Source organism: Microcoleus sp. PH2017_08_TRC_O_A (assembly GCF_020738665.1).
Taxonomy (GTDB): domain Bacteria; phylum Cyanobacteriota; class Cyanobacteriia; order Cyanobacteriales; family Microcoleaceae; genus Microcoleus.
In genome coordinates this window covers 65,198-90,802 of sequence record NZ_JAEQCE010000016.1, presented here as the reverse complement: position 1 = coordinate 90,802, position 25,605 = coordinate 65,198, and the positions used below count along the sequence as shown (strand labels likewise).

The following is a 25,605-nucleotide window of genomic DNA, read 5'->3' as shown; positions in this document are numbered from 1 at the left end:
TTATTCCGAACGAATTGAGCAGTTCTGATTGCTTCGTCTATAGCGGAGGACTGATTTGGTTTGCCGATCGCCTTGAATTCTAGAACGAACATCTTACGTGGGAACTCCCTACGCTAAAATTCTAACACAAAGCCGTCCTAGAAGGACGGGGCTTTAAACCCAAGTTTTTGGTAAGGTGCTGGAGATCGATCGAACTTTTAGCGGTTTACCCTTGGACGCAGGCCAAGCGCTGCGGTTGGAACACCGGAGCGAAGACTTTCAGCAAGCCGTGGAGGAGGGTACAATAAATTTTGTGCAAACTACGCGGATCGGGATTACTAAAGGGATTGATTTGCCTTGGCGGTGGTATTTGGGGAACTGTGCGGCCGTGTCGCAACTCTAGTAATGTCAAAGGTGTCAGTGTAAATTTGGTAGCTTAAACTTAGTGAAATTATGGCTTACTCTTCTGAAAACCCGATCGTACAACTCAAAAAATGCCTGACTCTCGCTCAGGATGTTGGGAGTCACGCCGAAGCTAACCGAGCTTTCGAGCAATTGTGCGGGATTATAGATGCTGAAAATCCGATGGCCGCGCAACTTTTGGAGATGTTGTGGGAAGACGCAATTCTGGCCAGACGTTCTGCTGTATTTTGGCAGCAAATGAGCGAAGTTGAGAAAGATATGGCGAATAGAATGATGGAAAATATGACGCAGATGAGACAAAATTATTTGCGTTTGATGCAGGAAATGTAGGATTTGGTAATGGGGAATGGGGAATGGGGCATTGGTAATTGGTAATTGGCAATTGGTAATTGACCCGAATTTGCCAACAAGTATAAGGTGCGTCAGCCGAGATATTTGACACTGGTCAAATAGTTGGTTTCCGGGGCACTCTACCATAAATTTTGTTACTTCAACCCGCGGAGGCGGGTTTTGTCTGTGTAGACGCGGTTTCAACCGCCGTCTCATCTTCTATTTCATCAAAGCAGCGCCGCGGTTGTAAAGTTCGCGGGCGTAATCAGTCCAAGTTCCCTGTCCCCAATAGCGGAAACAGCTTGTTTGTACCAACAAGTTGTAAAGCAAAGCCTGCTGATATTCAAACTGCTTGGTAACAGCAGCATCTTTCTGTACCAGCGTGTCGTATTTTTTGTGAAAGGCTGCACTGAGTTGATTCATTGGTTCCAGGACATTTTCGTAGCCCTTCACCCAACTTAAATCGTTAGTCCAAGATGCACCATCCATGTGAAAATTGTGATCGGTTTGCTTGAGTTGCGCGATCGCACTTTCCACCTTTTCCGGCGTAGCACTATCGGGATCGACTTGCTGCCAAATCTTGTGCTGGTTAATCCCCTGACAAACAGGATAATCATCAGGATTAACACCCGCCGCCTCAATCATCTCCAAATATTCAGTCCCATTTAAACCGACAACACCGGATTTTCCGCCACCTTGTTCGCGGTTTTCGTGCCAAGCTTTGACAAAGGCGCTGGGGAATTCATTCATCATCACGCCACCATTTTCGCCGTCGGCAATTTGAGTAACTAAAGAAGGAATTGTGACATTGCTAATTTGCTGTTTGTTGCGGACTTTTGCTTCGTAATATGGCTGCATTTGACCGACCAATTTTGTATCGGAACCTTGGGTTTTAATCAAAGCCGTGATGCTGATGGTTTCGCCGCGAGAATTGCGGGATTGCAAACGATTGGGAATGTATTTTTGGTCTTGCGACAATCCCGAACCGTCGATATTTTCCACAGAATGTTCCTGCACCATTAGCCAGCGGTAGCCGCATTCTTTCAAAGCTTTGATGTATTCGTAAAGAGTATCGGGGTGATTGGGAAAGTGCATTTCTGGAGGCGAAAAACCTTTAACGCGCTTCAGGGCATCTATGCCAAAAATGGATGCAAAATGATGTTGCCATGCTTGAATTTGGAGTTTGATATCGGGAATTGGAGTTGAGGGAATAACGGCGTGACTCCACATTGTCCCCAGCCATTCTACGTGGGGTTGGTATTCAGGTTCGCAGGTAATTCGCTTGAGGTTGTTGAAGATATCGTCGCGTCCCATTTGGCGCAATCCCCACAATAAATTGCCCGAATAGTCGAGCATAATTCGCGGGTTGCAACCTTCAGCAATCAGTTGGGGAATGAATTCGCCCATGCGGGAATAGCACCAAGCAAAGACTCCGGCATTGTGGTTGTCTCCTTGGTTGGGATTTTCAAACATATTCTGGAGATTGCAGATTAGTTCGCCCTTTGCACCTGCTGGAATTGTAGGTTGGTGCATATGCAGGGCGCAAGCAAATCCGGCTTGAATGTTTTCGAGGCGCAGATTTGTCTTAGGTAAAAAGACTGGTTCGTTGCTGTTGGTGGCGGCAGTGATTTCTGCTTCGGAACCGCAAATGTTGGGCAATCCGGAGCGAAGTTCTTCTAAAACGGGTGGGTTGGGGGATGGTGCGATCGCAGACATAAGTTTTTCTCAAGAATTGTGGAGGAACGCGGTCTGCTATTTGGTAAGATAGCTATATGCTTTTAGGGTAGCAGAAAAGGTAGCAGATTTAAATAAGTATCGAAAAGTAGCGATCAAATGAGTTATGTTTTTCGGAATTTGTCATTTAGTTGCAGATATTTAGACTTTGGCTCACAACGATTGATTAGAAAAACCGCAGATTAAGGCAGATAAACACAGATAAACGCAGATAAAAGTCTGCCAAGATTATTTTCAGGTGCCGTGCGATCGCGCTGAGACTTTGTACCTCTACCTCGCAGATATTTTATGAATGACAAAAAACTGCTCCTACAGCAGGCGGCGATTAATTTGCTGGTGGCTGTAACCATTGTTCAACCTGGATTGGCTGCTACGATCGCCGATTCATCGGGGGAACCGCATTTGCAGCCGCAGATACTCGCATACGAGCCGCCTGCGCGGGGTGCACCGGGCGATCGCGGAGATGCAGGCAGCCGCGACGATCTTCACCACTTTTTAGCTTTAATTCCGGCTCTAAATTTAGGATTGACTGCGATCGCACATCCGACTTTTTGGCTGTACTTGCCGGCTCCATTTCCCGATGACATTTCCTTTGAGTTTGTGCTGCGGGACGAAGAAAATCAAGAAGTAGTTTTCCGAACATTTTTTCAGCTTGCAAAAACAGCGGGACTTGTGAGTTTTTGCTTGCCACCAAATGCACCTCCTCTGGAAATTGGCAAAAAATATCGCTGGGATTTTTTCTGCGGGAATATCTCCCGCTACGGGTGTGTTGAGCGAGTGAAATTGGCACCAGAAATCTTAGTTAAGCTAGAAACTGCATCGCTGAGGCATCGCGTTTTACTGTTGGCTAAATACGGTTTGTGGTACGAAACTATTACTGAATTAGTTGCGCTGCGGGACAAACTTTTGAGTCAATTACAGGTAGCTACTTTAGAGGAAAGGCTGCTGATTTATGCTGAAAATGATTTGCGGTATGAAGCGCTAGCCGAGCTGACTGGATTTGAAAAAATATCTTCTCTGGTAACTTTGGAGGCGGATTGGAATGCTTTATTGCAGCATCCGTTTGTGCGCTTGCACGAGATTGTTTTAGAACCGTTTGTTTGAGTCCGATCGTGCATAATACATGGGCCGGGGCGGGTTTTTGAGATTGTGGGTTTTTGGCTCAGATTGTTGGTGAACCCGCCCCTACAGGAATCAATGTCAATGGATCGAACACGAACGAGACAAATTGTAGGGATCGTACATTTTTATTTATGGTGAGCTTGCTGCAAAAAAAACATCCCAAAATCCTGTAGGGGCGGGTTCGCCAACCATCTACAAAATCCACAAAAAATCTCAAAAACCCGCCCCATCCCCGCCATTATTTACATTGACAATTCCCTAAAAAATAAGACATCAACCTATAGATGAAATATCCAATATTAAGCGCCTACAATACTTTCAATACAGCACCGATCGCCCTTTGGTCATTTGATGCAGCAGGAAACTTGGCGAGCGATCGCCCGGATCTCCCTCCAGCACTGCTAATTGACAGCGTTTGCCGTGCTGTTGAGCGATCGCAAAACGGGCCGCAAGAAAGCCTGCTGCTGACTGGAGGTTACGTTACTTTCCCAGTCACTCCTTTGCTGGATGTCGGCACGGAAGACTTTTCTGTGTGTGCGTGGATTCGCACGGGTGATTTGGGTATTGTCAAGATTATTGATAAACGGATTCAAAATTCTGGCCCTTTACGGGGCTGGGCTTTATTTCTTTATCAGGGCCAAATTAACCTGCAAATAGCCGATGGAAAAAGTTGGGTAAACTGTGGTAGCGAATATTATTATACAAAAATTGATACTTTCCCTGTTATTAGCGACAACCAATGGCATCACGTTGGGGTTGCTGTCGATCGCGATCGATTGGATGGAGGGCGCTGGTATGTCGATGGCAAGGAAGTAGATTGGCGGTTCAACCCAACAGGGCAACAGAGTTCTCTCAGGAATAGTATGCCCTTGACTGTTGGCAGGCGATCGGACGATTTTGGTGGCATTTATCGAGGTAATATTGGGGATATGAGACTCTACAAACAGGCGCTGTCGGCGGCAGATGTGTTGTCGATTTACCGCTCGATTCAGTCTCCTATTAATAATAAATTTTTTGTTAACATTCTGAAGAGACCAGAAATACCGCGCCCCGAGCAAGATTCGTTCTCGGAAAGTGATAGTATTTCCGTGGAAAGATACTCGCAGGCGATGGAATACTATCAGGAGTCGCTCAATATTCATAGAAACAATGGCAACGGCTACGGAGAAGCGAATTCTTTGAACAATCTAGGCAATATTTACAGCGCGCGGGGTGAATACTCCCAAGCAATTGACTATCACCAGCAAGCGCTAAATATTCAGCAAGATATTGGTAACAGCAGTGGAGAAGCTGAGTCTCTAAATGCTTTGGGCAGTATTTACGATGCCCTAGGGGAATACTTGCAAGCAATTGAGTGCCACCAGCAGTGCCTAAATATTTACCGAGAAATCGGTCACTTTGGGGGAATAGCTACTTCCTAGCGCGATTTGGGGAGTGCATATCATTCTCTCGGCGAATACCAGCAGGCGATCGAGTGCCAACTTCAGTCTTTAGATATGGCGCGAAAAATCAACTCTAAGCATAGAGAATTGAACTGCTTAAACGCTTTGGGCCGTACCTACGTTTCCCTGGGGGAAAATCAATTGGCGATCGAATACTGTGAGAAGTCGTTGAATCTTGCACCGAAAATTGACAACCGTTATGGGGAAGCTAATTCTTTGGTGATTCTGGGTAATGCTTACAGTAATTTGGGGCATTACTTGCGGGCGATCGCATTTTACAAACAATCCTTAGATATTCAGCAGGAAATTGGCGATCGCTCTGGGGAAGCAACTTCCTGCCGAAATTTGGGCAATGCTTACCGCTGTTTGGGGCAGTACCAGCGGGCGATCGAATACAGCCGCAAGAGTTTGGAGATCGCGCGGGCGATCGGCGAAACCGCATCAGAAGGGGCAACTCTCAACAATTTAGGACTTGCTTTATTTGACTTTGGCAAGTTTGCAGAAGCTGAAACAGTCCTGGGCGATGCAATTCAAACTTGGGAATCGCTGCGGGGAAAATTGAGCGATCGCGATAACTTTAAAGTATCTATTTTTGAAACCCAAGCCGCAACTTACCGCCACTTGGAAAAAACCCTGATCGTCCAGAAAAAAACCAAACAGGCGCTGGAAATTGCGGAGCGCGGTAGGGCGCGGGCGTTTGTAGAATTACTGGGTGCTCGGTTATCTGCCAATTCAGATGCGATACCCGATATTAAGCCGCCTAACATCGATCGCATTCAAGAAATTGCCAGAGCCCAAAATGCAACTTTTGTAGAATATTCGATTTCTTTTTTAGAAGAACTCTTTATTTGGGTAATTCAGCCCACGGGTGAAATAGCCTTCCGCCAAGTTGACATCAACTACGAACATACTTCGCTCAAAGAGCTAGTTGCCGACTCTCGCGAGGCGATCGGCATCAGGAATCGCGATTTCAATCCCACTCTAAAAATGTACCCAGGCGATTTAGTCAAACTCCACGATGATGCGCCGAATTGGGAACCTTGGCAAGTAATATCTGTTGATAAAACTCACAACATTCTCTCGCTCTGTCAATCCTCTTGGCCCGCAGGGTTGACTATTCCAAGGCCTGCAATTGATGTAGCAGCAAAAGTGGAATCGAGCCTCACCAATAACCCTCGCTTGCAAAAACTCCATCAACTGCTAATCGAACCGATTGCTGACTTGTTGCCGACAGATCCAGCAGCTAAAATTATTTTTATTCCTCAAGGCGAACTGTTTTTTGTTCCGTTTTCAGCGCTGCAAGATGCTGCTGGGAAATACTTAATTGAAAAACATACTATTTTGACTGCTCCTGCAATTCAAATTCTGGAATTAACCAGTCAAAAACGGCAAGAAATTTCTAATTTAGCTGGGGATATTTTAGTAGTAGGAAATCCGACGATGCCTGAAGTTGCTCTGGTACCGGGCCAACCTCCGCAGCAGTTATCTGCTTTGCCGCATTCAGAAACCGAAGCTAAGGCGATCGCCCAATTGTTCCAAACCAAAGCCCTCACCGGCAATTCGGCTACCAAATCTGCCGTGCTTCAGCGGTTGTCAGACGCCCGCATTGTCCATTTTGCCACCCACGGATTGCTCGATCGCACTCGCGGACTCGGCAGTGCGATCGCCTTTGCACCCGATCGCACCGATAGCGGTTTGCTGACGGCTGAGGAAATTTTGCACCTGCACCTCCAGGCGGATTTGGTGGTTTTGAGTGCTTGCAATACCGGCATGGGGCGGATTACCGGTGACGGGGTTATCGGCTTGTCTCGCGCTTTAATTTCGGCTGGTACATCCAGTGCGATCGTCTCTTTGTGGGCGGTGCCAGATGCTCCTACAGCCGATTTGATGGTGAAATTTTATCAAAATCTCGATCGAACGGGCAACAAAGCTCAAGCCCTGTGCAGCGCCATGCTGGAGACAATGCAGCAGCACCCAAACCCCAGAGATTGGGCAGCTTTCACCCTGATCGGCGAAGCTTCAACAGTTGACAGTTGACAGTTGACAGTTGACAGTTTGAGAGCGACCTCTACTTATAAGTCCGAGGATTGGAGTAATGAATAGTCTGATTTCAACCAATTCTTTCTGGTAATGGGGAGTTTCGGTTAAATTTTGTAAAGAATTGCCAAATCCCGCGAAAAAATTAGTTTTTTGGCTGAAATCTCCACAGAAAGGCGATCGCGCCTGGATAAGTCATGTGTCGATTTAATTTATTGACAAAAATACCTCGGCGATCGAAATCGGGGCCACCACAGGGGGATTGGTCTCAACTTAATCCTGGAACTGTTGATAAATCTTGCTTTCAGCCGAGGCCAGATCCCCCTAAATCCCCCTTAAGAAGGGGGACTTTGATCGGATTCTTGTCCCCCCCTTGTTAAGGGGGGCTAGGGGGGATCTGGCCTCAGAGAAAAACGAGATTTTTCAATGCTTCCAGGTTTAAGTTGGCACCAATGCCACAGGGGGATTGCCTACAAAAACTTTAGCCCGCCGGAGGCTGACTAAAGAATAAAGACTGTTTTTTAGACAGCTTCGCTTTCTTAACTTTGCACCATTAACAATTGAGTTAAAAATTATGAAAATCTCTGCCGCTCAAAACACCAAAATTCTAGTTGTAGAAGACGACGCCCCCGTCCGCAATCTAGTCTACCGCTTTCTAAAGCAGAGATATGAAGTACAATTTGCAGCCGACGGCCAAACAGCCTTAGAAATATTTGATGAATTCAACCCAGTTCTCGTGATTTTAGATTGGAATTTGCCCGATACTACAGGCTATAAACTTTGTCAAGAAATGCAAAAGCGGACGAATGTTTTAGTCACGATTCTGAGCAGCCGCACCGCCGAAGAAGATCGAATTAAAATCCTAAAAGCAGGTGCTGACGATTTTATGTGCAAACCGTTCAGTATTGAAGAATTAGCAGTTAGAGTAGAAGTCTTGTTGCGGCGAGGGAGAACCGTCAACCCGCGCAGCCTTGTCTGCGGTCAACTAGAAATTGATTTAATGAGTAGGGAAGTAAGATGGCAGGATAAAACTTTGACTCTAACCAAATTAGAATATGAGATATTGTGTTTTTTGGCAACTCATTCAGATGAAGCTTGGACTCGCCAACAGCTAATCGAAAAAATTTGGGGCTGGAAATGCAATTATGGATCAGAAGAGCGAGTGGTGGACGTACATATCGGCCAGATTCGCAAGAAAATGGCTAAAGTCGATCGGGCTGTGCCAAATTTTATTCAAACAATTCGCGGATACGGTTACACATTTGCTCCGAATGCTCGCAATCACAGGATATTTTCCAATTAGGATGGAATAGGAAAAGTCTTTGCAATCAAATAATTTGGACGCTGCTCAGAGGAACATCCAAATTATTTTGGCCATTCAAGTTTAAGGTATGTAGTTGCGCTTCAGCGCTCCGATCTTATATATATTAAAAGCGCTATTATTGTGGCAATACAAGTCTATTGAATAAATAATGTCACCTTCTAAAACAAAGGTATGTAGTTGCGCTTCAGCGCTCCGATCTTGTGGCAATACAAGTCTATTGAATAAATAATGTCACCTTCTAAAACAAAGGTATGTAGTTGCGCTTCAGCGCTCCGATCTTATATATATTAAGAGCGCTCAAGCGCAACAACGTACCTATTTAACCCTGAGATGGTACTAGATTCGCTTACAAACGATCGCAATACCACACGCCCCCAGCATTGCCACAACCGACGGTACCAAAGGCACCCACCAACCCTGGATTAGCAAAAACCAGCAAATTCCGACCAAAATCCCCGCAAAAGCGATCGCCCGCAACACCGCAAACAGCCTGCGCCGGCTGACAATCGCGATCGCGCTACCAACTGCTGCGCCGCCCAAAATCCACAGCATTTCCTGCCACACAGGCACAATTTGTAGCAGCGGGCGCCCATCCAAAGCAGCACTGATAATTTGACTCGACATTTGCGCTTGAAGTAACACCCCCGGCATTTTCTGGTAAGGTATTTCTCGCGCGCTGTAGGGTGTAAAAAAATCATCGGGATTGGAAATGGGCGCCGTCACACCTATAAAAATAATTCGGTCTTTAATCAAATTGGGACTAACTTTTCCTTCTAACAGTTCTGTCAGGCTAACTCGCTGAATAAAAGTTCGGGGCGATCGATAATTTAGCATAATTTGAAAGCCGCGATTGTCCAGGTTTTGATAAGCGCCTGTACTGCCGTGAATTGGTGCAAAAACTGCCTTTCCCAGCCCTATCTTATCTCCTGACAAAGTTTCTGGTGTGATGCCTTTTGCTGCTAGGTAATGGAGCGCAGCCCTCATGCTCAAAGAGTGTTCTGTAGCACAAAGATCGGTTGTCTGCGGCTGCATAAACAGCAAGTGGCGGCGGAGAATGCCGTCGGCATCAGCCACCACATCGCTGAACCCGAGGCGCTCTTTTGGCAGTGCAGGTGGCGGTTTGATGCCGCATTTGTTCGGTTTGCCGCTTTCTTTGACGCTGCACAAACCAATTAAACTTCGATCGCTCTGAAAGCTAGCAGCCAATGCCGCATAACCGACTCCTACAGGGCGAGGGCGAAAGATATCCAGGGCGATCGTTTGCGGCCGATACTGTGCTAAATTTGCCACTGCTTGGGCGATCGTCCCATCCGGCAGCGGAAAGCCGTATTTTTCGATATCCGTTTCCGTTGCTTCCACCAGCAACAAACGCGAATCCGAGCTTTCGGCGGGACGCAGGCGCATCAATTGGTCAAAAGCTTGCAATTCCCATATTTGCAGCCAGCCCAGCGATCGCATTCCCGTGACAGAAACAGCACTAATTGCGATCGCCAACAACCCGATTTGTAAGCGCCGCCTCCAAGGAAAAGGTGCTGGTTTATTTGCCAACTCTTGCCAAGTCGGCGGATTGGCAGCAGGATTTTGACAAATTACCGGCAGCCAATCCGCAGCGGGAATTTCTGACTCGCATTCTGCCAATCTTTGCCTCGCGAGGCGCACTGACACATACAAAGATTCCCCGCTGCAAAAAGAGGCGAGAAAATACTTTAAAAAATCTTGGGCAACTCGATCGCATACAGGTTCTCGCATTACGATCGTTTGCGGGATGCCCAAATCTTCAAACTGCCGCGCTATGCCCAATCCATCGCAAGAATTCAAAATAGCCAACTGCAAGCCACGGTTAACCGCTAGCTTGAAGCCTTGTTTCAGCTCTTCTACTGTTAAACTCTCGGTTTTATTGATATAAAATTTTCCCGATCGCCCGGATGCGTCGCTGTCACTGTGTCCGGCAAAAAATAAGATATCCCAGTTGTTTTCCCAAAGTTCTTGACAGATTTTTCTGCGATTTGGTTCGACCAAAAAAGTAACTTCTGCTGATGGCAATCCTTCCAGAAGTTTGCAGTCTTGTTCAATATTAATATTTTCACTGTTACCCAATATTGCTAAAATCTTTACGCGATTTGCAGGGTATTTTTCCAAATCCGCAGATCCCCCCCAGCCCCCCTTAAAAAGGGGGGAGAATTCACTCAAAGTCCCCCTTCTTAAGGGGGATTTAGGGGGATCTGAAATCGGAGATCCCCCCCAGCCCCCCTTAAAAAGGGGGGAGAATTCACTCAAAGTCCCCCTTCTTAAGGGGGATTTAGGGGGATCTGAAATCGGTATTTTTTTATAAGCTGTGGCGCTCAAAGCAATTTCGGCTTTCGGATAGCCATTGAAAATATCCCAACAGTACCACGGTAAACGCCGCAAAACGATATCGTCTGTTTTGATTAAAAATCGAACTGTATCCGACGGGTTTAATTGTACGAGTAATGTGTCTTTGAGTTTACGAAACGGTTCAGAGTCAAGCCAGCTATTAATTTGCAGGCTTAATTGTTCCGCCAACTCGCGACACTTGGACAACTGTGCTGTACGAGATTCGCTAATGGTAATTGCGATCGGCTTAATGCGGAAATCTCCCAAACTGCGGTAGACTGACTGCCAGCGATCGTAGTTGTCAGCTATTTCTAGTTTTGGAGGCAGGAAACCTTGGATTTCTACTGTGGCCCGTTCTCCTTCCGGGCCGATTTCCAGAGTAGCTCGCACGCCTTTTGTCAAGTTATCATCTAGCTTTAAGACAACTAATTTTTCCATGGTTGACACTCTCAGGTTTTTGATACACTGAGATTTTTGATTCCCCAAGCCAACTTCCTGGTAAAGGTTCAATTTTAATGCTGAACAGCTTATAACCAGCGGGCCGATTTAAGCGACAAAATTCTCTGCAATACAGACTTCTTTCAGTTTTACCACAACGCTGAAACATTCTCCGCGATCGGCAGCAAATTCCAGTGTCATGCAGCCGTTGTCTTTTTTGACGGCACAAGCTTCCATGACAGTCGTTCCTTCGCCGTCGATGAGTTTCAGAGTCAGGTTGAGCGGCAAGCTGTCTGCCCCGGCGATCGGATGCACTTGTACTTTAATATTAATATCAGTATCAGTCGTTGGTGCGATCGCCACCAGCAAAGCTACAGATTCGGCGGGTACTCCTACACCCCTATCTAAATTAGGTTTTCCCCGAAAATAGTTGAGGGTTGTTGATACTGGTTCCGAGATATCTGGTGTCAGATGGATCGTCTTAGCCCGCACGACTGCGCTACCGTAACGAAAAGCTAAACTAGGTTCTGGCGGCGCTAAAACTTCTGCTACAGACTGCCAACTGGCCTCGAAAATATTGTGCAGCCACTGACTGAGTTGTACAGCTTTTTTGCTGCGTTTCAGACTATCCAAATGTAGCAGCAATTTTTCAAAACTTTGTAATTTGTCGATCGCCAACTCGCCAGCACTTGCAGTTGCCATAAATCCCAGCAAAGTAGCTTCTTGCCGCTGTGTATCGATTTCAACTGCGACTAAACCAATGCGATCGTCCGGTATTTCCAGCGGAATGTCACAAAACTTGCCAGACTTCACAGGGCGGCATTCCAAATAGCCAAATTGAGTTAATTTCAAATCTGCTGCATCGGTGTAAAGGCGCATCGCAGGGTTCCAACTGTCGCTGGCTTTCAAATCTGTAGGAATATCCATCATTTCCATGTAATCTTTCACTGCACATACAGCTAAAGTGTTGAAATAAACTTGGTCTCTTTTTTCTGCTGTGCTCAATCCTTTAATATTTGAAAATTTCTCTGCCAGCCGCAGCGCTGCGGTGGTAATGGGCAGTGGAATAGATGATTGCCTGATATTGTTAAGGTTGCCATTCATCGGGATTCTCCTCTGTGAACTATAGTTTTAGGATGAAAATTCAAAAACATACTTTTCTCTAGCCTTCCTCAGGTAATTCAGTTACAGATATAGCCGAGTCTCAGAAAGATGAGGTACCCGACGTGCATAGGGCATAGGGCATGGGGCATAGGGCATGGGGCATAGGGCATGGTGCATACCTCACTTTTTTGAGAACCGCTATAGCAACTATTAGAAATTACCAATTACCCAATAGTAAGGGTTGTTACTCCCCGTATTTCTAGGCTTTTTGAAGAGCGACATTTTACTTTTAGTCTAACAAACATCGCTATTAACTATCAACTATCAACTGTCAACTGTCAACTATCAACTATCAACCGTCAACTGTCAACCGTCAACTGTCAACTGTCAACTGTCAACTGTTATTCCAGATATCCTTGCTTTTTGGCAAAATTTCGCAAGCGGGGCAAACATTCTCTTTTATAAAAGTTGGGCGCAGTTGACGGTGGCAAGTTAAATTCAAGACCAATCTTTTCCCAGCAAGTCTCCGGAGGAAGACGTTTCAAAATTAAGATTTGGCAAGTGACATCGGGACGTTTTTTGATGTGAACGCTTTTTAACTCTCCCTCGGGATCTGCCAGCACCCATTTTTTAGTCTCTTCTAGGATAACTAGCGGACTGTCAGAATGAGTCGGCGGATTTTCGACATTATAAATAATGTTAATTGCTTCTGAATCTTCGGAAATTGACGGCGAAATAACTCTATTTTGGTGTTCTATTTGTGAGATTGAGAAGTCTTTCAGCCGCATCTTGAGATATTTGTCTAGCCAAGTAATGACGCTGCCCAGATTCGGATCGTAAGGTTTGTTTGTGGTATTGTCTTTGCAAACACAAACATTGCGACAAAAATACACCCAAGTTTGCTGCAAAGCATCGTTATAATGAGGCGTCGCTTCTTGCCAAAGTTTGCCAGATTTCACAATCAGCCTCACTATCTCGCTGAGTTTTTGCCGCCGCATCAAGCTTTTGGGCGGATGCGAACAAGCTTCAGCAACTAGCTGTTGCAGTTGTTGGCTTAAATTGTTTTTTTCATCCTTGGTTTCGGACATCGGCGAGGGCCTCCTGAAGAGTCTCTGGATGAATGCTAGACACGGCATTTGCGGGTTGAGTTTCCACAATAGAATCGCTGAGTTGATGTTTGGTAGCCAAACAAGTGTTGTCTGATAATCAGTTATCAGCATCCTGCGAGAAATTTTCGCGAAAATTCCACAAAAATTTTTGAAATATTTAGTTGACAAATGCCATCGAATAAGGTAAGTGTCGATTTTTGAGGCTGTGCCGCGTATGCGTCCTTTGTCTTCTCTGCGTTTGTGGGCAACAGCCCCGAATTCTGCTAGTCGAAAGCGCGATCGCCCTTTTATGTCTAACGAGCGACTTGCTTATTTGCTGAGAAATCATATACTTTGTCAAGTTAAGAAAATATTTTTTGATTGATCCAGGAGTAAGCAAAAAAAATGTACATCGTACAAATTGCCTCAGAGTGCGCCCCCGTCATCAAAGCAGGGGGTTTGGGCGACGTAGTTTATGGGTTGAGTCGGGAGTTGCAGAATTCCGGTAACGCCGTCGAGATTATTCTGCCCAAGTATGACTGCATGAGGTACGACCACATTTGGGGGCTGCACGATGCCTATCGGGATTTGGCGGTGCCCTGGTACGGCGGCGAAATCCTTTGCGATGTGTACTGCGGCTGGGTGCACGGGGTGTTGTGTTTTTTCATCGAACCTCGATCGCAAGATAACTTTTTTAACCGCGGCTGTTATTACGGTTGCAACGATGACAATATGCGGTTTGCATTTTTTAGCAAAGCTGCTTTAGAATTTTTGCTCAGAAGCAACAAGCGCCCGGATGTGATTCACTGTCACGACTGGCAAACTGGCTTGATTCCAGTCATGCTGTTTGAAATTTACAAATACAATTGGATGGAAAATCAGCGAGTCTGCTATACCATTCACAATTTCAAACATCAAGGTATGGGCGGAAGCGAGGTGTTGCAAGCAACGGGTTTGAATCGAGATGATTATTATTTTCAGTACGATCGCCTGCAAGATAATTTTAACCCCTTTGCCATCAATTTTATGAAAGGTGGCATTGTGTACTCGAACTTTGTGACGACGGTTTCGCCGCACCACGCTTGGGAAGCTCATGTCGGCGAGTTCGGCTACGGTTTGGGCCACACTTTGCATTTATATCAAGACAAATTTCGCGGGGTGCTCAACGGCATCGATTATGACGTGTGGAATCCCGAGAGCGATCGCTATATTCCGCAACACTACACTGCGGATGATTTGGCAGGAAAAGCCGAAACTAAAACAGCTTTGCGCGATCGGCTGTTAATGCGCGATGCTGACAAGCCTCTGATTACCTTTATCGGTCGTTTGGACGACCAAAAAGGCGTTCACCTAGTCCACCATGCAATTTATTACTGTCTGAGCAAAGGCGCGCAATTCGTACTTTTGGGTTCGGCGACGGAAGCGGGAATTAACGCGCATTTTCAGCACGAAAAATGGGTTTTAAATGACAATCCTGACTGCCATTTAGAACTTGGTTTTAATGAGGAACTGTCGCACTTAATTTACGCGGGTGCGGATATGATTGTGGTGCCGAGCAATTACGAACCCTGCGGGCTGACTCAGATGATCGGGTTGCGGTACGGTACGGTGCCTGTGGTGCGGGGCGTGGGCGGTTTGGTGAATACGGTGTTCGATCGCGATTACGACACCAACCACTTACCGGAAGAGCGCAACGGCTACGTATTTCACCAAACGGACTACTGCGCTTTAGAGTCGGCGCTCGATCGGGCGATCGGATTGTGGTATGACTACCATGATGACTTTGAAAAACTCATGATTCAAGGGATGAATTGCGATAATTCGTGGAAATATCCAGCTAAAGACTATGTGGAAATTTACGAACTAATTCGACACAAATAAGTTAGTCAGTAGTCATTAGTCATTAGTCATTGGTCATTGGTAATTAGTCATTGGGAGAGCATCTCACTTTTGCAAAAAAGCAATTTCTTTACAGTGCGAGCGTCCCCGCTCGCGATCTATAATCGCTCGCGGGGACGCTCGCACTATAAAATCAAAACATCAAAACTGAGATGCTCCCGTCATTGGTCATTGGTCATTGGTCATTGGTCAGTAGTCAGTAGTCATTGGTCATGGGTAATTGGTAATTGGTCAACTGCCAACTGCCAACTGCCAACTGCCAACTGCCAACTGCCAACTGTCAACTGTCAACTGTCAACTGTCAACTGTCAACAGAGATAATGTTTTGGGTGAAAAGGCGGGGGCGGAAAGTACGAATGTAGCTTGTAGGGTTTTCTTGCCTGTCGGTGCGAAGTGCGATCGCACAAGATAGAAGTATAGAAATTAAACGGCTGGTGTTCGCCCGCCCTACACAAAATGAACTCACAACAACTAGAACAACAAGTAACAATCCTCCAAGACGAAACAGCCGCCTCCGGAAATTCAGCCAACCCAACAGTTGAAACTCCTTTATTCACCTCAGAGTTCGTAACAGAGGAAAAAGTTAGAGTGGAAGAATTTAAGATTAGCGCCGACAGTTTAATTGGTAAAGTCAAAGAATTAATTGAGCAAGGAAAACTCCGCCGCCTCGTGATCAAAAACTCAGAAGGGCGGATTTTAGCAGACATTCCGCTGATGGCGGGATTGGTAGGTGGCGTTGCAGGGAGTGTAGTCTTTCCAATTGCTGCTGTATTGGCAACAGTTGGGGCAGTTGTCGCTCATTTGACTGTGGTTATCGAGCGAAAAGAGTAATAGGTACGTAGTTGCGCTTCAGCGCTCTTAGGATCGGAAATTAAATAATTTACACAAATTTGTGGGATGGGCTCGGGTGGCCCATCCCACGAACCATCAAACTGTAAGTTATAGCGATTCTCAAAAAGATTTGCGGACGTTGTTGGGCTTGGGCCCTCTTAGTGGAACTGGTTATGTAACCTGTCAATCGTACCTCATCTTTTTGATAAAGGCTATATTTAATTCTCAGTCCTTACATATATAATAAGAAAGAGCGCTGAAGCGCAACTACATACCAGAGTTATAAAAGGTACGTAGTTGCGCTTTAAAAGAGCGCTGAAGCGCAACTACATACGAATGCACCCGTAATTTTTATTATTATTTTTGAGAATATTTGGTTTCCGGGAATTATCTTGCATCCGGTTATATTAAACCTGTTTATTCTCGTCTTGCGTAGATCGGAAAGTTCATTCAGTCGGGAATATAATTCCCAGAATTATTGTTGGCTCGGCACGAGTTGTATTTGTGTTAGAGTACAAATTCTAGTTGTGCGATCGCGCGATTTCTCGCATCTTCGATGCAGTCGATCGCACTTTTGGCAAAAACTTGGCTTTTGGCAACAAATCGGCGATCGTTCAAATGGTCGTAAGCTTCCCAATTACCGCTAACTTCGCGATCGTGCCACAGAAACCAGCCGCGGTAGATTTCCCCGCTATCAATATCATCGCACAGCACCAGCCAATCATCACCCGTGAGAGCGCTGTTATCTAAGGCTACCAATTCAACCCACGCTAATGCAGTGCAGGCATCGATCGCATCAGCATCAACGGAGTTAGATTCTGTAGTGGTAGATTGTGGCGAGCAAAGTGTAGACTTCATAAATTCTCCTGAATGAAATAAATGGATTTATGCTATTTATGCAACTGATGGGGGACAGGAATTGGAAAAATGGTATTCTGATGAATTTGCGGTTGGTCAAATTTACCAGCGGCCGATGCTTCTGTTAAATTATTAAGTGTATTAATTGTCACAATTGAAGCAGTTCCTAAGGCGGCCATTGCCAATCGGTGTAGAATTTTGTTCATGGTGATGCTCCTGGGTTTTCCTTGATGTATCTACTCTAAAAAAAATCAGTGGTTGCTCGCAGGGGAGATTGGGGAGTTAAGATTTTTTTTTCTTTTCAAATATATTCACAGGTTGAAGCCGTTATCAGGACAGAGTTTGAGAAAGTCGATCGCCTAAAAACCCTCTACAAGTAAAATTCCTTAAATTCCGGCGGGCTGACTATCTCCCTTAAAATCGCTTAAAATAGGAACTTAAGGCGTTAAAGTTCCTAGATTCCTTCCCATTTCAGTGCAACAGAAGTGCTCAAGTCAAAACGCGATCGCGGTCGAATTCTCACAGCCCCTGGCTTAAAGAAACTTAATGAGGCGCTCCAAGAATGGTCTGACCGATATAACATTAGAGGTACTCTGACGGAAATCGAGGCCGAGTCGGGCGTTGGCGCGGATACTGTCAGCAAAATTAAGCAGGGTAGAGAAGGTGCGGATCTCAGCAAACTGCGACAGTTGTTCGCGGCGTTTGAGTTGACTCTGACAAATGGCGACCATCGATCGGCTAAACTAGACGATGCCGAAGATGTCGCTGAGTCGGACAATTTGCCCGCGGCAAGGGAAACAGCCCGCAGCAACAGAAGTGTTAAAGTATTTGTGAGTTATCGCAGCGCCGAACCCGATCGCGAATTGGGAAAACAGTTAGAAACGGCCTTAAGTGCGATCGGTCATACAGTCTTCACAGCCGAAAATAACATTAGATTGGGAGATAATTGGTTCGATCGCATAAACTACTTCCTCAAAGAATGCGATTATTTGCTATTGCTATTGCCGCCAACAGTCAGCCAAAGCGAACTGCTAACATATCAAGTCCAGCAAGCCAAAGAACTGCAAGACTCTCGCCCTGACAAGAAACCAATAATTTTACCGATTCGCGTCGGTTTTCCCTTAAACGTGCCTCTAAACCACGATTTGCGGGGCTATCTGTACCGAATCGAACAGAGGGAATGGCAAAAGGACGGCGACACTCCAATTCTGATCGAAGAAGTGTTGAAATTGCTAGCAGAAACTCCCGCACCAGTCAAAGAACAACCGGAAGATTTAACACCAAACCAAGTATTAGAAATTAGCAGCGACGAAATACCTCTACCCAGCGCCGAACCGGAATTACCCGGAGGACAAGTCGATGTCGCTTCTCAATTTTATGTAGAACGCCCGCCCATCGAAGAACGTTGCTATCAAACTATTTTGCAGCCCAGCGCGTTAATTAGAATTAAAGCGCCGAGACAAATGGGCAAAACATCCTTGATGGCAAGAATTTTGCATCACGGAACCCGTCAAGGTTATTGTACAGTGCCACTAACTTTTCAGTTAGTAGATAAAAGTGTATTCGCCAACTTAGATAAATTCTTAAAATGGTTTTGCGCTTACGTCGGACGCGAATTGCACTTAGCCAATCAACTAGACGATTATTGGGACGATATTTTTGGCAGCAAAGTCAACTGCAAAGATTACTTTGAGAAATACATCTTACCCCAAATCGATAGTCCTCTAATTTTAGGATTAGACGAGATCGATCGCGTTTTCCAATATCCCGACATAGCCGAAGACTTTTTAGGACTGCTGCGGGCGTGGCACGAAGAATCGAAGCGGCGGGATATCTGGAAAAAACTGCGATTAATCGTAGTACATTCCACCGAAGTTTACATCCCGATGAACATCAATCAATCGCCCTTCAACGTCGGCTTACCCGTAGACTTGCCCGAATTCAACGCTGGGCAAATCCAAGACTTAGCAGCGCGGCACAATTTAAGTTGGTCAGATGCCGAAGTTGAGCAACTTACGGCAATAGTCGGCGGTCATCCGTATTTAGTACGAGTTGCACTATATCACATTTCGCGAGGTGATTTGACTATTGATGAATTAAAAGAAAGTGCGATCGCCGATGCGGGAATTTACAGCGATCACTTGCGCCGCCAACTGTGGAATTTAGAAGAATATCCAGAGTTAGCTGCGGGGATGAGAGAGATTGCGGCGGCGGATTCTGGGGTGCAATTAAAGGCGATTCAGGCGTTCAAGTTGGACAGTTTGGGGTTGGTAAAGTTGCAGGGAAACGAGTGCGTGCCGAGGTGCGAGTTGTACCGGCAATATTTCCGATCGCACTTGAGCGCGATCGGGTAAAATATTGAGCGATTAGGTATCATATAATTCCAGATATTGTAGGGGCGGGTTCACCAACAATAATTGCCTAAAACTAACAATCTCATAAACCCGCCCCCACCAAACGAAAAATCACAATATTGTAGGGGCGGGTTCACCAACAATAATTGCCTAAAACCGACAATCTCATAAACCCGCCCCCACCCAACGAAAAATCACAATATTGTAGGGGCGGGTTCACCAACAATAATTGCCTAAAACCGACAATCTCATAAACCCGCCCCCACCAAACGACAAATCAAAATCTACCTCTTTTTAGATTAAAACAGCCCATGAACGATATTTTTTTGATAACTTCCGATAATTGGCTAGATTGGATAACCGTGTTTGGTTATCTAGGCCTTACTGCTTTCATTATCTGGCGCATTTTGGCTACAAATTAGATATATTATGAAATAATATCAATTCCGTTTGTATCGGAATGATATCAACGGAGAAGACGGAGGAGACGGCAGTGCCGTGTCCCTACAATTCATCACGTAGGGACACGGCACTGCCGTCTCCTCTATATGATAAGGAGTTTTAACTTGTAGGGTGCGTCAGACAAAGTTTTAGGGCGATTTTTCAAAGTTTAGGATAGTAGAGCACCTTACTAATTAAATGATGCAAGTAGGAGGATTATAAAATGATTGACGAGCAATCGTGGGAAGAAATAAAAGAGTCTCTCAAAGTTGGAACTAAATTGAAAGGAGTAGTCACCAAGCATTGGCCTTTTGGGATATTTATTACCCTGCCAGGAATAAAATTTATGGGTCTTGTTGAACTCGATAATTTCAAAGATGAAGGCTTTATGACACGCGATGAATATCCAGCAGTTGGTTCATCAGTTGATGTAGTCGTGCGGGCATTCAAGGAAACGGGACAACAAATTTGGTTAGGGATGAAGCCCAGCCAGTTGAATAAGTCGAAATAATTGAGAGTTATAAATTGAAATAACTAAATCTATTCTTGCTCTCTCAACTTTCGCAAAATCGGAATTTGTTCCAACTGTTCCGATCGCAAACTATCCCAGTTTAACCCAGTTGGACGCGGATAACTCGTATTAGTCTCAATTACCTCCTGGGCAGTCACAATCCAATTCAGCGCCCAATCGTGAGGCTGCATCGGCAAACGCGAATCTTCTACAATTTGCAAAGGATGCACTGTAGTCACAATCGGCGTATCGATTTCTACTAACCCGAATTCTGTCAACATCGCCAATTCTAAATCAGCAAATCCTGCACCTTTGCCGGTTCTTCCCCCGTTGCGCGCCACCGCTACGCAGCCGACTATTGCTAAATCGATCGGCTCCATTTCTTCAAAGCTTACCAATTTTCCGCAACTGAGGGCTTTACGGGCGATCCTCTTCGAGGGCTTCGCTAACGCACTTTCGGCTAGTGGCATATTGTGCTTGTGCAAATCTTCTGCCGTTAACTCGACAAAACAGCGATCGTCTGTCAAGCGCGGTACTGCCATATACAAGCGTTTTCCGTCTTGCAAAGCCCGCATCCGCACCGGAATTTGTGGCGAATCTGGATTGCACTTAATCGTTTTTGCCTGTTGCCAAATTGGTAAACTCGCCAATTTTTCAGCCGCCAACTCGGCGCCGACAAAATTGGGAATATGACCAAACGGATCGCCAACAGATGCGGCTTGATCTTTCAGCAAAGACCAAATTTCAGTTCTTAACTTGTCTTTGTCGCGGTGATATCCAATCCAATCTGTTTTCATGCTATATTATGGTACAATATATCATCCAAAATTTTACTTGAATTCTTCAGTCTCGCGTTGCGCGGACTTTGTTTGTGTAGTAGCGGTTTTAACCGCCGAATGAATTATATGAATTTTACCGCAAAACCCAGTTACTATCAAGTCGGCGGCAGTCTCACCAATAACGCTCCGAATTATGTGAAGCGCCAAGCAGATGACGACTTTTATAACGGATTGAAGGCGGGGGAATTTTGCTATGTTTTGAATTCGCGCCAAATGGGCAAATCTAGCTTGCAGGTGCGGACAATTCAGCGGCTGAGAAATGAGGGAATTGCTTGTGCTGCGATCGACATTTCGGAAATTGGCAACCGCGGCGTGACTCCCGAACAGTGGTATGCTGGGTTGCTACGCATTCTCGAAAATAACTTTAATCTGTCGGATATTGTCAACGTGCGGACTTGGTGGCGCGATCGCAATTTTTTAACTCCGGTGCAAAGATTGAGCGAATTCATCGAAACCGTGCTGTTAGCCAATATTTCCACCAATATTGTCATTTTTATCGACGAAATCGACAGCATTCTCGCCCTGGATTTTCCCGCCGATGATTTCCTAGCCCTAATTCGATCGTGCTATAACAAGCGCGCCAATAACTCAGAGTTCGATCGCCTAACCTGGGCACTCTTGGGCGTAGCATCGCCGACGGATTTGTGCCGCGACAAGAATCTTGCCAGCAACACGCCTTTTAATATCGGTAGGGCGATCGAATTAACTGGTTTTGATGAAACAGAAGCTCAACCGCTAGCAGCCGGGTTGGCAGAGCTGACAGATCGCTCTGCTGAAGTGTTGAGAGAGGTTTTGTATTGGACGGGCGGGCAACCGTTTTTGAGTCAAAAGCTGTGCAAACTTTTATTTGAAAATTCTGCATTAATCCAAAATCCCAAAGAGTGGGTTGAGGAAGTGGTACGGTTGAAGATTGTGGAGAATTGGGAATCTCAGGATGTTCCCGAACATTTGTCCACAATTCGCGATCGGCTTTTTCGAGAAAACCAGCGGATTGTCAGAAGACTCGGATTGTATCAGCAAATTTTACAGCAAGTTGAAATCGTCCCCGATGGTAGTGCGGAACAAATGGAATTGCGATTAAGCGGATTAATCGTCAAGCGCCGGGAAAAATTAACTATTTCTAATCCTATTTATCAAGCTGTCTTTAACAAAGACTTAATCGCCAAAAACTTAGAAAAACTCTTACCTTACTCGGAAGCTATCAAAGTCTGGCTGAATTCTAACTCTCAAGATGACTCCCAACTGTTGCGCGGCGAAGATTTGCAATCAGCATTAGTTTGGGCGGCAGACAAAAGTTTGAGAAACGAAGACTTTCAATTTTTGACAGCCAGCCAAAAACTGATTTTGAGCGACCAAAATCAACTGCTGCTGGCAGCTAAACTAGAAACCCAAAAAGCGACGCGCGATGCCGAAACAGCTTTGAGTGAAGCTGGCGCAGCCAAGCAAAAAGCCCAACAGTGGATCGGCATCGGTTCAGCGGTACTGGCCGGATCGTTGATTGGGGCGATCGGCTTTTCAACTCTCGCTTACCAGCGGTTTAAACTAGCACAAGCAAGTATTGAAATCGAACAAAATGGCAGCGATGCTTTACTGTTGGCAGTATCTCAAAAAAACGAGAGCAGCGAAGCTTTATCGGAAGCTTTGCTAAGGGCGATCGCCTCTGGTAAAAAATTAAGAACCTTAGTTGAAAACAAACAACATCTCGAACAATATCCGGCAACTAGACCGCTGTTAGCCTTACAAGTTATTCTCGACGAAATTAGCAAAAAACAGCAGATTAAAGCACCATCACTTCCACCAAGAAAGATGAATTGGCAAGCTCATACAGGTGCTGTTACCAGCATCTGTTTCAGCCCTGACGGTAAAATTTTGGCAACCGCAGGAATAGACGATAGAGTAAGAATTTGGAACTTTTACGGGCAGAAAATTGCTGAATGGAAAGCTTTACAGCAGTCAGTGAATATGGTAAGCTTTAGCCCAGATGGTAAATTTTTAGCAACTGCCGGAAGCGATAGCACAGTTAAGTTCTGGAATTTGTCAGGAAAAAATATTTCTCAGTTGAAAGGAATTGAAGGCTCTGTTAACAGTATTAGTTTTAGTCCGAAAGAAAAGTTATTTGCGGCAGCAGGAATCGATAGCAGTTCGGCAATTTGGAACTTGTCAAAACCATCAAAATTAATCTCATCTAGCGTGAAGCTTCCCGGTCACAATGGTTTAGTGAGAAGCGTTAATTTTAGCCCCAGCGGCGATTTTTTGACGACTTTAGACGGCAAATCTACAGTGCGAGTTTGGGATTTGTCGGGACAACTGGAAAAAACGCTGCCGGTGCAGGCAATTGGGATTAGTTTCAGTCCAGATCGACAGCAGTATCGCTTTGCTACAGTAACATTAAATGGCAAAGTCGGACTGTGGAATCTGTCAGCCAAAGAATTAGTTAGTGAATTTGAAACCTTGCATTTAGATGCGAAATTAATTAGTTTTAGTCCCGACGGAGAAAGGCTGGCTACTGTGGGAATTGATAAGACTGTGCGGCTGTGGAATTTAGCGGGGCGCCCGGTTGCTCAATTTACGTTTGAGGAGAATGTTGTTAGTGTCGGTTGGAGTGGAGATGGGAAGCAAATTGCTGTAGCGGGAAGCAATGGTACTGTCTGGTTGAGGCAGGTTGAAGGGTTGGAAGAATTGCTGAAGCAAAGCTGCGATTTTCTCAGCAGCAAACCGGAGTATTTGAGAAGGGTTTCCACTATCTGCAAGTAGTAATAAAACATGGAAATACGCACGCGGTAATGTCGTTTCCCTATCCATGGACTTTTTTGACCTGGGTTTGTAGGGAGCATCTCATTTTTGCAAAAAGCATTTTTTCTTTCAGTGCGAGCGGGGACAGCACTACAAATGCAAAACTGAGATGCTCCTGGTTTGTAGGGTGTGTTTGGTGCGTCGCTATGAGATTGTCACTCTTTTTTGGGGATAAGCAATGGCGACGCACCCTACAAATACTGTCAACTGTCAACTGTCAACTGTCAACTGTCAACTGTCAACTGTCAACTGTCAACTGTTTAATTTACCTTAACAGGCGAAACACTTACATTAGGATTTTTAACTCTTCTTAAAAGTTCTTGTCTGGCTTGTTCGGGATTTTGCCCTTTTGGGACTTGATATAATAATCTACAGGAACCGTCTTGAGGATTAGCTGCACAAATAATTAGTTGACCGCTGGAAGATGCACCTGCTGTGACAATATTGTCCCAGCTTCCTTGGGGTTGCGAGTTGTTGAGAATTCCCGAGACTCGGGTGCAGCGAGTAATGGCGTCTTCTCCTGATTCATTGAAATAGTTATCAGCTACCCATAGAATAACGGGAATATTTTTGCCTTGTTGGACAGCAATTGTGGCCGGGCGGCCACCAGCAGCGCCACAGAAAAATGACGGAGTTTGGGCAAAAGCCTGACTGTTTGCTAAAATCGGAGCTGCAAGGGCAATAATTGACACACTAAAAGCTGACTTTAAAAGCCGAAATTTCATGGGCGGTAATAAGCTTTTTCATTTATGGTTACTAATACTCTAAAAAGTTAGACTTCTGCTTGCCGGGAAGATTAGGCATTTAGGGAAAAAAATAAAATTTATTCTGTAAAGTTTTGCCGTTAGCGAAGCCCGCCCCCTACGGGGGCTACGCCAACGGAGACGATCGCCCATACTGCCATTATTCAGACCAAAACCCACGGAAAATCCCTGGCTGACAAACGCTGTGGCACAAAATAGGTGCAGCCGCAGGGGATCAGGCGCGAAGGTATAGGGTAAAGGTAAGGTTTTTAGCCGTTTTTTGTTGAGCCTTGCCCTTCCTGAGTCCGCCCCCCCCTAAACTGAAACCTGTGTTAGCATCAATAAAAATCTTCTCTTTAATAATCAACAATGGGCAATGTTCTGGTGCTGAATGCCTCCTACGAACCGCTCAACATCACCAATTGGCGAAGAGCGGTAGTTTTGTTGCTGAAAGGAAAAGCAGAACAGGTAGAACATAACGGGAAATTTATTGCGCCAAACTTCCCGCTACCAACTGTGATTCGACTGCGGCATTACGTCCGAGTTCCCTATAAGGATATTCCGCTTACCCGCCGGAACATCTTGCACCGGGACGCCCACTCTTGTCAATACTGTGGCTATACCGGGGACGATTTGACCCTGGATCACGTGATTCCTCGATCGCGCGGGGGAGGCGAAAGTTGGGAAAACCTCGCTACGGCGTGCGTGCGCTGCAATGTCAATAAAGGCAGTCGCACCCCGAAAGAAGCGGGAATGCTGCTGCGCTATCCGCCCAGGAAACCTCACAGCGGTCTTTATTTTGAAGTGACTAGACACGTTAAGAGTGGTATGCACCAAGAATGGCAAAAATATGTAATCGGCCTTTGAAACCCCCTGTCGCAAGAAAGCGCGGGGGTTTTTTGCGGAAGTTTTGAGTTGTAGGCGTGGGGCCATGAGTGCGCCGGGCCAATAGTTTTGAGT

At 45.5% G+C, this 25,605-nt stretch carries 21 protein-coding genes; 13 read left to right on the top strand and 8 right to left on the bottom strand.

The annotated features are described in order from the left end of the window. The first annotated feature begins 175 nt into the window (after positions 1–175). Together JGK22_RS07170 and JGK22_RS07165 are read left to right on the top strand one after the other, a co-directional pair. On the top strand, positions 176–382 hold the full coding sequence (locus JGK22_RS07170) for a DNA-3-methyladenine glycosylase (protein WP_293193780.1): 207 nt from the start codon (positions 176–178) through the stop codon (positions 380–382). Positions 383–432: 50 nt separating this feature from the next. Then, a complete protein-coding gene (locus JGK22_RS07165) occupies positions 433–732 on the top strand; it encodes a hypothetical protein (protein WP_293148499.1) in 300 nt (99 codons plus the stop codon). A 219-nt stretch (positions 733–951) separates the two neighbouring features. On the opposite strand, the gene JGK22_RS07160 is transcribed toward JGK22_RS07165, so the two are convergent. After that, complete coding sequence (locus JGK22_RS07160) at positions 952–2,448, bottom strand: glycosyl hydrolase family 57 (protein WP_293312615.1); 1,497 nt, start codon at positions 2,446–2,448, stop codon at positions 952–954. A gap of 306 nt (positions 2,449–2,754) precedes the next feature. Here JGK22_RS07160 and JGK22_RS07155 point away from each other — a divergent pair, with 306 nt between their 5' ends. From JGK22_RS07155 to JGK22_RS07140, 4 genes are all read left to right on the top strand, one after another. Then, positions 2,755–3,570 (top strand): DUF928 domain-containing protein, encoded by an 816-nt coding sequence (locus JGK22_RS07155; protein ID WP_293186938.1) that lies wholly within the window; start codon positions 2,755–2,757, stop codon positions 3,568–3,570. A gap of 302 nt (positions 3,571–3,872) precedes the next feature. Further along, positions 3,873–5,009: a tetratricopeptide repeat protein gene (locus JGK22_RS07150; RefSeq protein ID WP_293214228.1), complete on the top strand. Its 1,137-nt coding sequence runs from the start codon at positions 3,873–3,875 to the stop codon at positions 5,007–5,009. 6 nt (positions 5,010–5,015) lie between these two features. Then, positions 5,016–7,067 carry a CHAT domain-containing tetratricopeptide repeat protein gene (locus JGK22_RS07145; RefSeq protein ID WP_293312613.1) on the top strand — a complete coding sequence of 684 codons (2,052 nt, stop codon included), beginning with the start codon at positions 5,016–5,018 and terminating at the stop codon, positions 7,065–7,067. 574 nt (positions 7,068–7,641) lie between these two features. Then, complete coding sequence (locus JGK22_RS07140) at positions 7,642–8,370, top strand: response regulator transcription factor (protein WP_293186941.1); 729 nt, start codon at positions 7,642–7,644, stop codon at positions 8,368–8,370. A 357-nt stretch (positions 8,371–8,727) separates the two neighbouring features. Here the strand turns inward: JGK22_RS07140 and JGK22_RS07135 are convergent, their stop codons facing one another. The 3 genes from JGK22_RS07135 to JGK22_RS07125 form a co-directional block, all read right to left on the bottom strand. Next, a complete protein-coding gene (locus JGK22_RS07135) occupies positions 8,728–11,184 on the bottom strand; it encodes a CHASE2 domain-containing protein (RefSeq protein WP_293312611.1) in 2,457 nt (818 codons plus the stop codon). Positions 11,185–11,292: 108 nt separating this feature from the next. Next, on the bottom strand, positions 11,293–12,288 hold the full coding sequence (locus tag JGK22_RS07130) for a DUF1822 family protein (protein ID WP_293185682.1): 996 nt from the start codon (positions 12,286–12,288) through the stop codon (positions 11,293–11,295). 401 nt (positions 12,289–12,689) lie between these two features. Next, positions 12,690–13,376, bottom strand: a complete 687-nt coding sequence (locus JGK22_RS07125; RefSeq protein WP_293185680.1) for a sigma-70 family RNA polymerase sigma factor — start codon at positions 13,374–13,376, stop codon at positions 12,690–12,692. A gap of 405 nt (positions 13,377–13,781) precedes the next feature. Between JGK22_RS07125 and glgA the strand changes: the two genes are divergently transcribed. The 3 genes from glgA to JGK22_RS07110 all read left to right on the top strand — a co-directional run bounded on the left by glgA (position 13,782) and on the right by JGK22_RS07110 (position 16,106). Further along, the gene (gene glgA, locus JGK22_RS07120) at positions 13,782–15,257 is read left to right on the top strand and encodes a glycogen synthase GlgA (protein WP_293312609.1); all 1,476 of its coding nucleotides are present in this window, start codon (positions 13,782–13,784) and stop codon (positions 15,255–15,257) included. 238 nt (positions 15,258–15,495) lie between these two features. Continuing rightward, a complete protein-coding gene (locus JGK22_RS07115; RefSeq protein WP_293219850.1) occupies positions 15,496–15,687 on the top strand; it encodes a hypothetical protein in 192 nt (63 codons plus the stop codon). 44 nt (positions 15,688–15,731) lie between these two features. After that, complete coding sequence (locus tag JGK22_RS07110; RefSeq protein WP_293185674.1) at positions 15,732–16,106, top strand: DUF4342 domain-containing protein; 375 nt, start codon at positions 15,732–15,734, stop codon at positions 16,104–16,106. A 507-nt stretch (positions 16,107–16,613) separates the two neighbouring features. Here JGK22_RS07110 and JGK22_RS07105 read toward each other — a convergent pair. Together JGK22_RS07105 and JGK22_RS07100 are read right to left on the bottom strand one after the other, a co-directional pair. Continuing rightward, positions 16,614–16,964 carry a hypothetical protein gene (locus JGK22_RS07105; RefSeq protein ID WP_293185672.1) on the bottom strand — a complete coding sequence of 117 codons (351 nt, stop codon included), beginning with the start codon at positions 16,962–16,964 and terminating at the stop codon, positions 16,614–16,616. Between the two features lie 32 nt (positions 16,965–16,996). Further along, a complete protein-coding gene (locus JGK22_RS07100) occupies positions 16,997–17,170 on the bottom strand; it encodes a hypothetical protein (protein ID WP_293185671.1) in 174 nt (57 codons plus the stop codon). A 279-nt stretch (positions 17,171–17,449) separates the two neighbouring features. Here JGK22_RS07100 and JGK22_RS07095 point away from each other — a divergent pair, with 279 nt between their 5' ends. Both JGK22_RS07095 and JGK22_RS07090 read left to right on the top strand, forming a co-directional pair. Continuing rightward, the gene (locus tag JGK22_RS07095; RefSeq protein WP_293193634.1) at positions 17,450–19,318 is read left to right on the top strand and encodes an AAA-like domain-containing protein; all 1,869 of its coding nucleotides are present in this window, start codon (positions 17,450–17,452) and stop codon (positions 19,316–19,318) included. 664 nt (positions 19,319–19,982) lie between these two features. Next, positions 19,983–20,270, top strand: a complete 288-nt coding sequence (locus JGK22_RS07090) for a S1 RNA-binding domain-containing protein (protein ID WP_293312607.1) — start codon at positions 19,983–19,985, stop codon at positions 20,268–20,270. Between the two features lie 29 nt (positions 20,271–20,299). Here the strand turns inward: JGK22_RS07090 and JGK22_RS07085 are convergent, their stop codons facing one another. Then, the gene (locus JGK22_RS07085; RefSeq protein WP_293312605.1) at positions 20,300–21,067 is read right to left on the bottom strand and encodes a 5-formyltetrahydrofolate cyclo-ligase; all 768 of its coding nucleotides are present in this window, start codon (positions 21,065–21,067) and stop codon (positions 20,300–20,302) included. A gap of 108 nt (positions 21,068–21,175) precedes the next feature. On the opposite strand from JGK22_RS07085, the gene JGK22_RS07080 reads away from it, so the two are divergent. Continuing rightward, positions 21,176–23,863, top strand: coding sequence for an AAA-like domain-containing protein (locus JGK22_RS07080; protein WP_293274492.1), 2,688 nt, complete (start codon positions 21,176–21,178; stop codon positions 23,861–23,863). 299 nt (positions 23,864–24,162) lie between these two features. On the opposite strand, the gene JGK22_RS07075 is transcribed toward JGK22_RS07080, so the two are convergent. Continuing rightward, complete coding sequence (locus JGK22_RS07075; RefSeq protein ID WP_293185661.1) at positions 24,163–24,627, bottom strand: COP23 domain-containing protein; 465 nt, start codon at positions 24,625–24,627, stop codon at positions 24,163–24,165. A 387-nt stretch (positions 24,628–25,014) separates the two neighbouring features. Here JGK22_RS07075 and JGK22_RS07070 point away from each other — a divergent pair, with 387 nt between their 5' ends. Beyond that, positions 25,015–25,512, top strand: coding sequence for an HNH endonuclease (locus tag JGK22_RS07070; protein ID WP_293148535.1), 498 nt, complete (start codon positions 25,015–25,017; stop codon positions 25,510–25,512). The last annotated feature ends 93 nt before the right edge of the window (positions 25,513–25,605 follow it).

Bases quoted from the DNA above. Each gene is read 5' to 3' on its own strand.
- JGK22_RS07165 (WP_293148499.1), top strand. From the start codon at position 433: ATGGCTTACTCTTCTGAAAACCCGATCGTACAACTCAAAAAATGCCTG.
- JGK22_RS07160 (WP_293312615.1), bottom strand. From the start codon at position 2,448: ATGTCTGCGATCGCACCATCCCCCAACCCACCCGTTTTAGAAGAACTT.
- JGK22_RS07155 (WP_293186938.1), top strand. From the start codon at position 2,755: ATGAATGACAAAAAACTGCTCCTACAGCAGGCGGCGATTAATTTGCTG.
- JGK22_RS07150 (WP_293214228.1), top strand. From the start codon at position 3,873: ATGAAATATCCAATATTAAGCGCCTACAATACTTTCAATACAGCACCG.
- JGK22_RS07140 (WP_293186941.1), top strand. From the start codon at position 7,642: ATGAAAATCTCTGCCGCTCAAAACACCAAAATTCTAGTTGTAGAAGAC.
- JGK22_RS07135 (WP_293312611.1), bottom strand. From the start codon at position 11,184: ATGGAAAAATTAGTTGTCTTAAAGCTAGATGATAACTTGACAAAAGGC.
- JGK22_RS07130 (WP_293185682.1), bottom strand. From the start codon at position 12,288: ATGAATGGCAACCTTAACAATATCAGGCAATCATCTATTCCACTGCCC.
- JGK22_RS07125 (WP_293185680.1), bottom strand. From the start codon at position 13,376: ATGTCCGAAACCAAGGATGAAAAAAACAATTTAAGCCAACAACTGCAA.
- glgA (WP_293312609.1), top strand. From the start codon at position 13,782: ATGTACATCGTACAAATTGCCTCAGAGTGCGCCCCCGTCATCAAAGCA.
- JGK22_RS07110 (WP_293185674.1), top strand. From the start codon at position 15,732: ATGAACTCACAACAACTAGAACAACAAGTAACAATCCTCCAAGACGAA.
- JGK22_RS07105 (WP_293185672.1), bottom strand. From the start codon at position 16,964: ATGAAGTCTACACTTTGCTCGCCACAATCTACCACTACAGAATCTAAC.
- JGK22_RS07100 (WP_293185671.1), bottom strand. From the start codon at position 17,170: ATGAACAAAATTCTACACCGATTGGCAATGGCCGCCTTAGGAACTGCT.
- JGK22_RS07090 (WP_293312607.1), top strand. From the start codon at position 19,983: ATGATTGACGAGCAATCGTGGGAAGAAATAAAAGAGTCTCTCAAAGTT.
- JGK22_RS07085 (WP_293312605.1), bottom strand. From the start codon at position 21,067: ATGAAAACAGATTGGATTGGATATCACCGCGACAAAGACAAGTTAAGA.
- JGK22_RS07080 (WP_293274492.1), top strand. From the start codon at position 21,176: ATGAATTTTACCGCAAAACCCAGTTACTATCAAGTCGGCGGCAGTCTC.
- JGK22_RS07075 (WP_293185661.1), bottom strand. From the start codon at position 24,627: ATGAAATTTCGGCTTTTAAAGTCAGCTTTTAGTGTGTCAATTATTGCC.
- JGK22_RS07070 (WP_293148535.1), top strand. From the start codon at position 25,015: ATGGGCAATGTTCTGGTGCTGAATGCCTCCTACGAACCGCTCAACATC.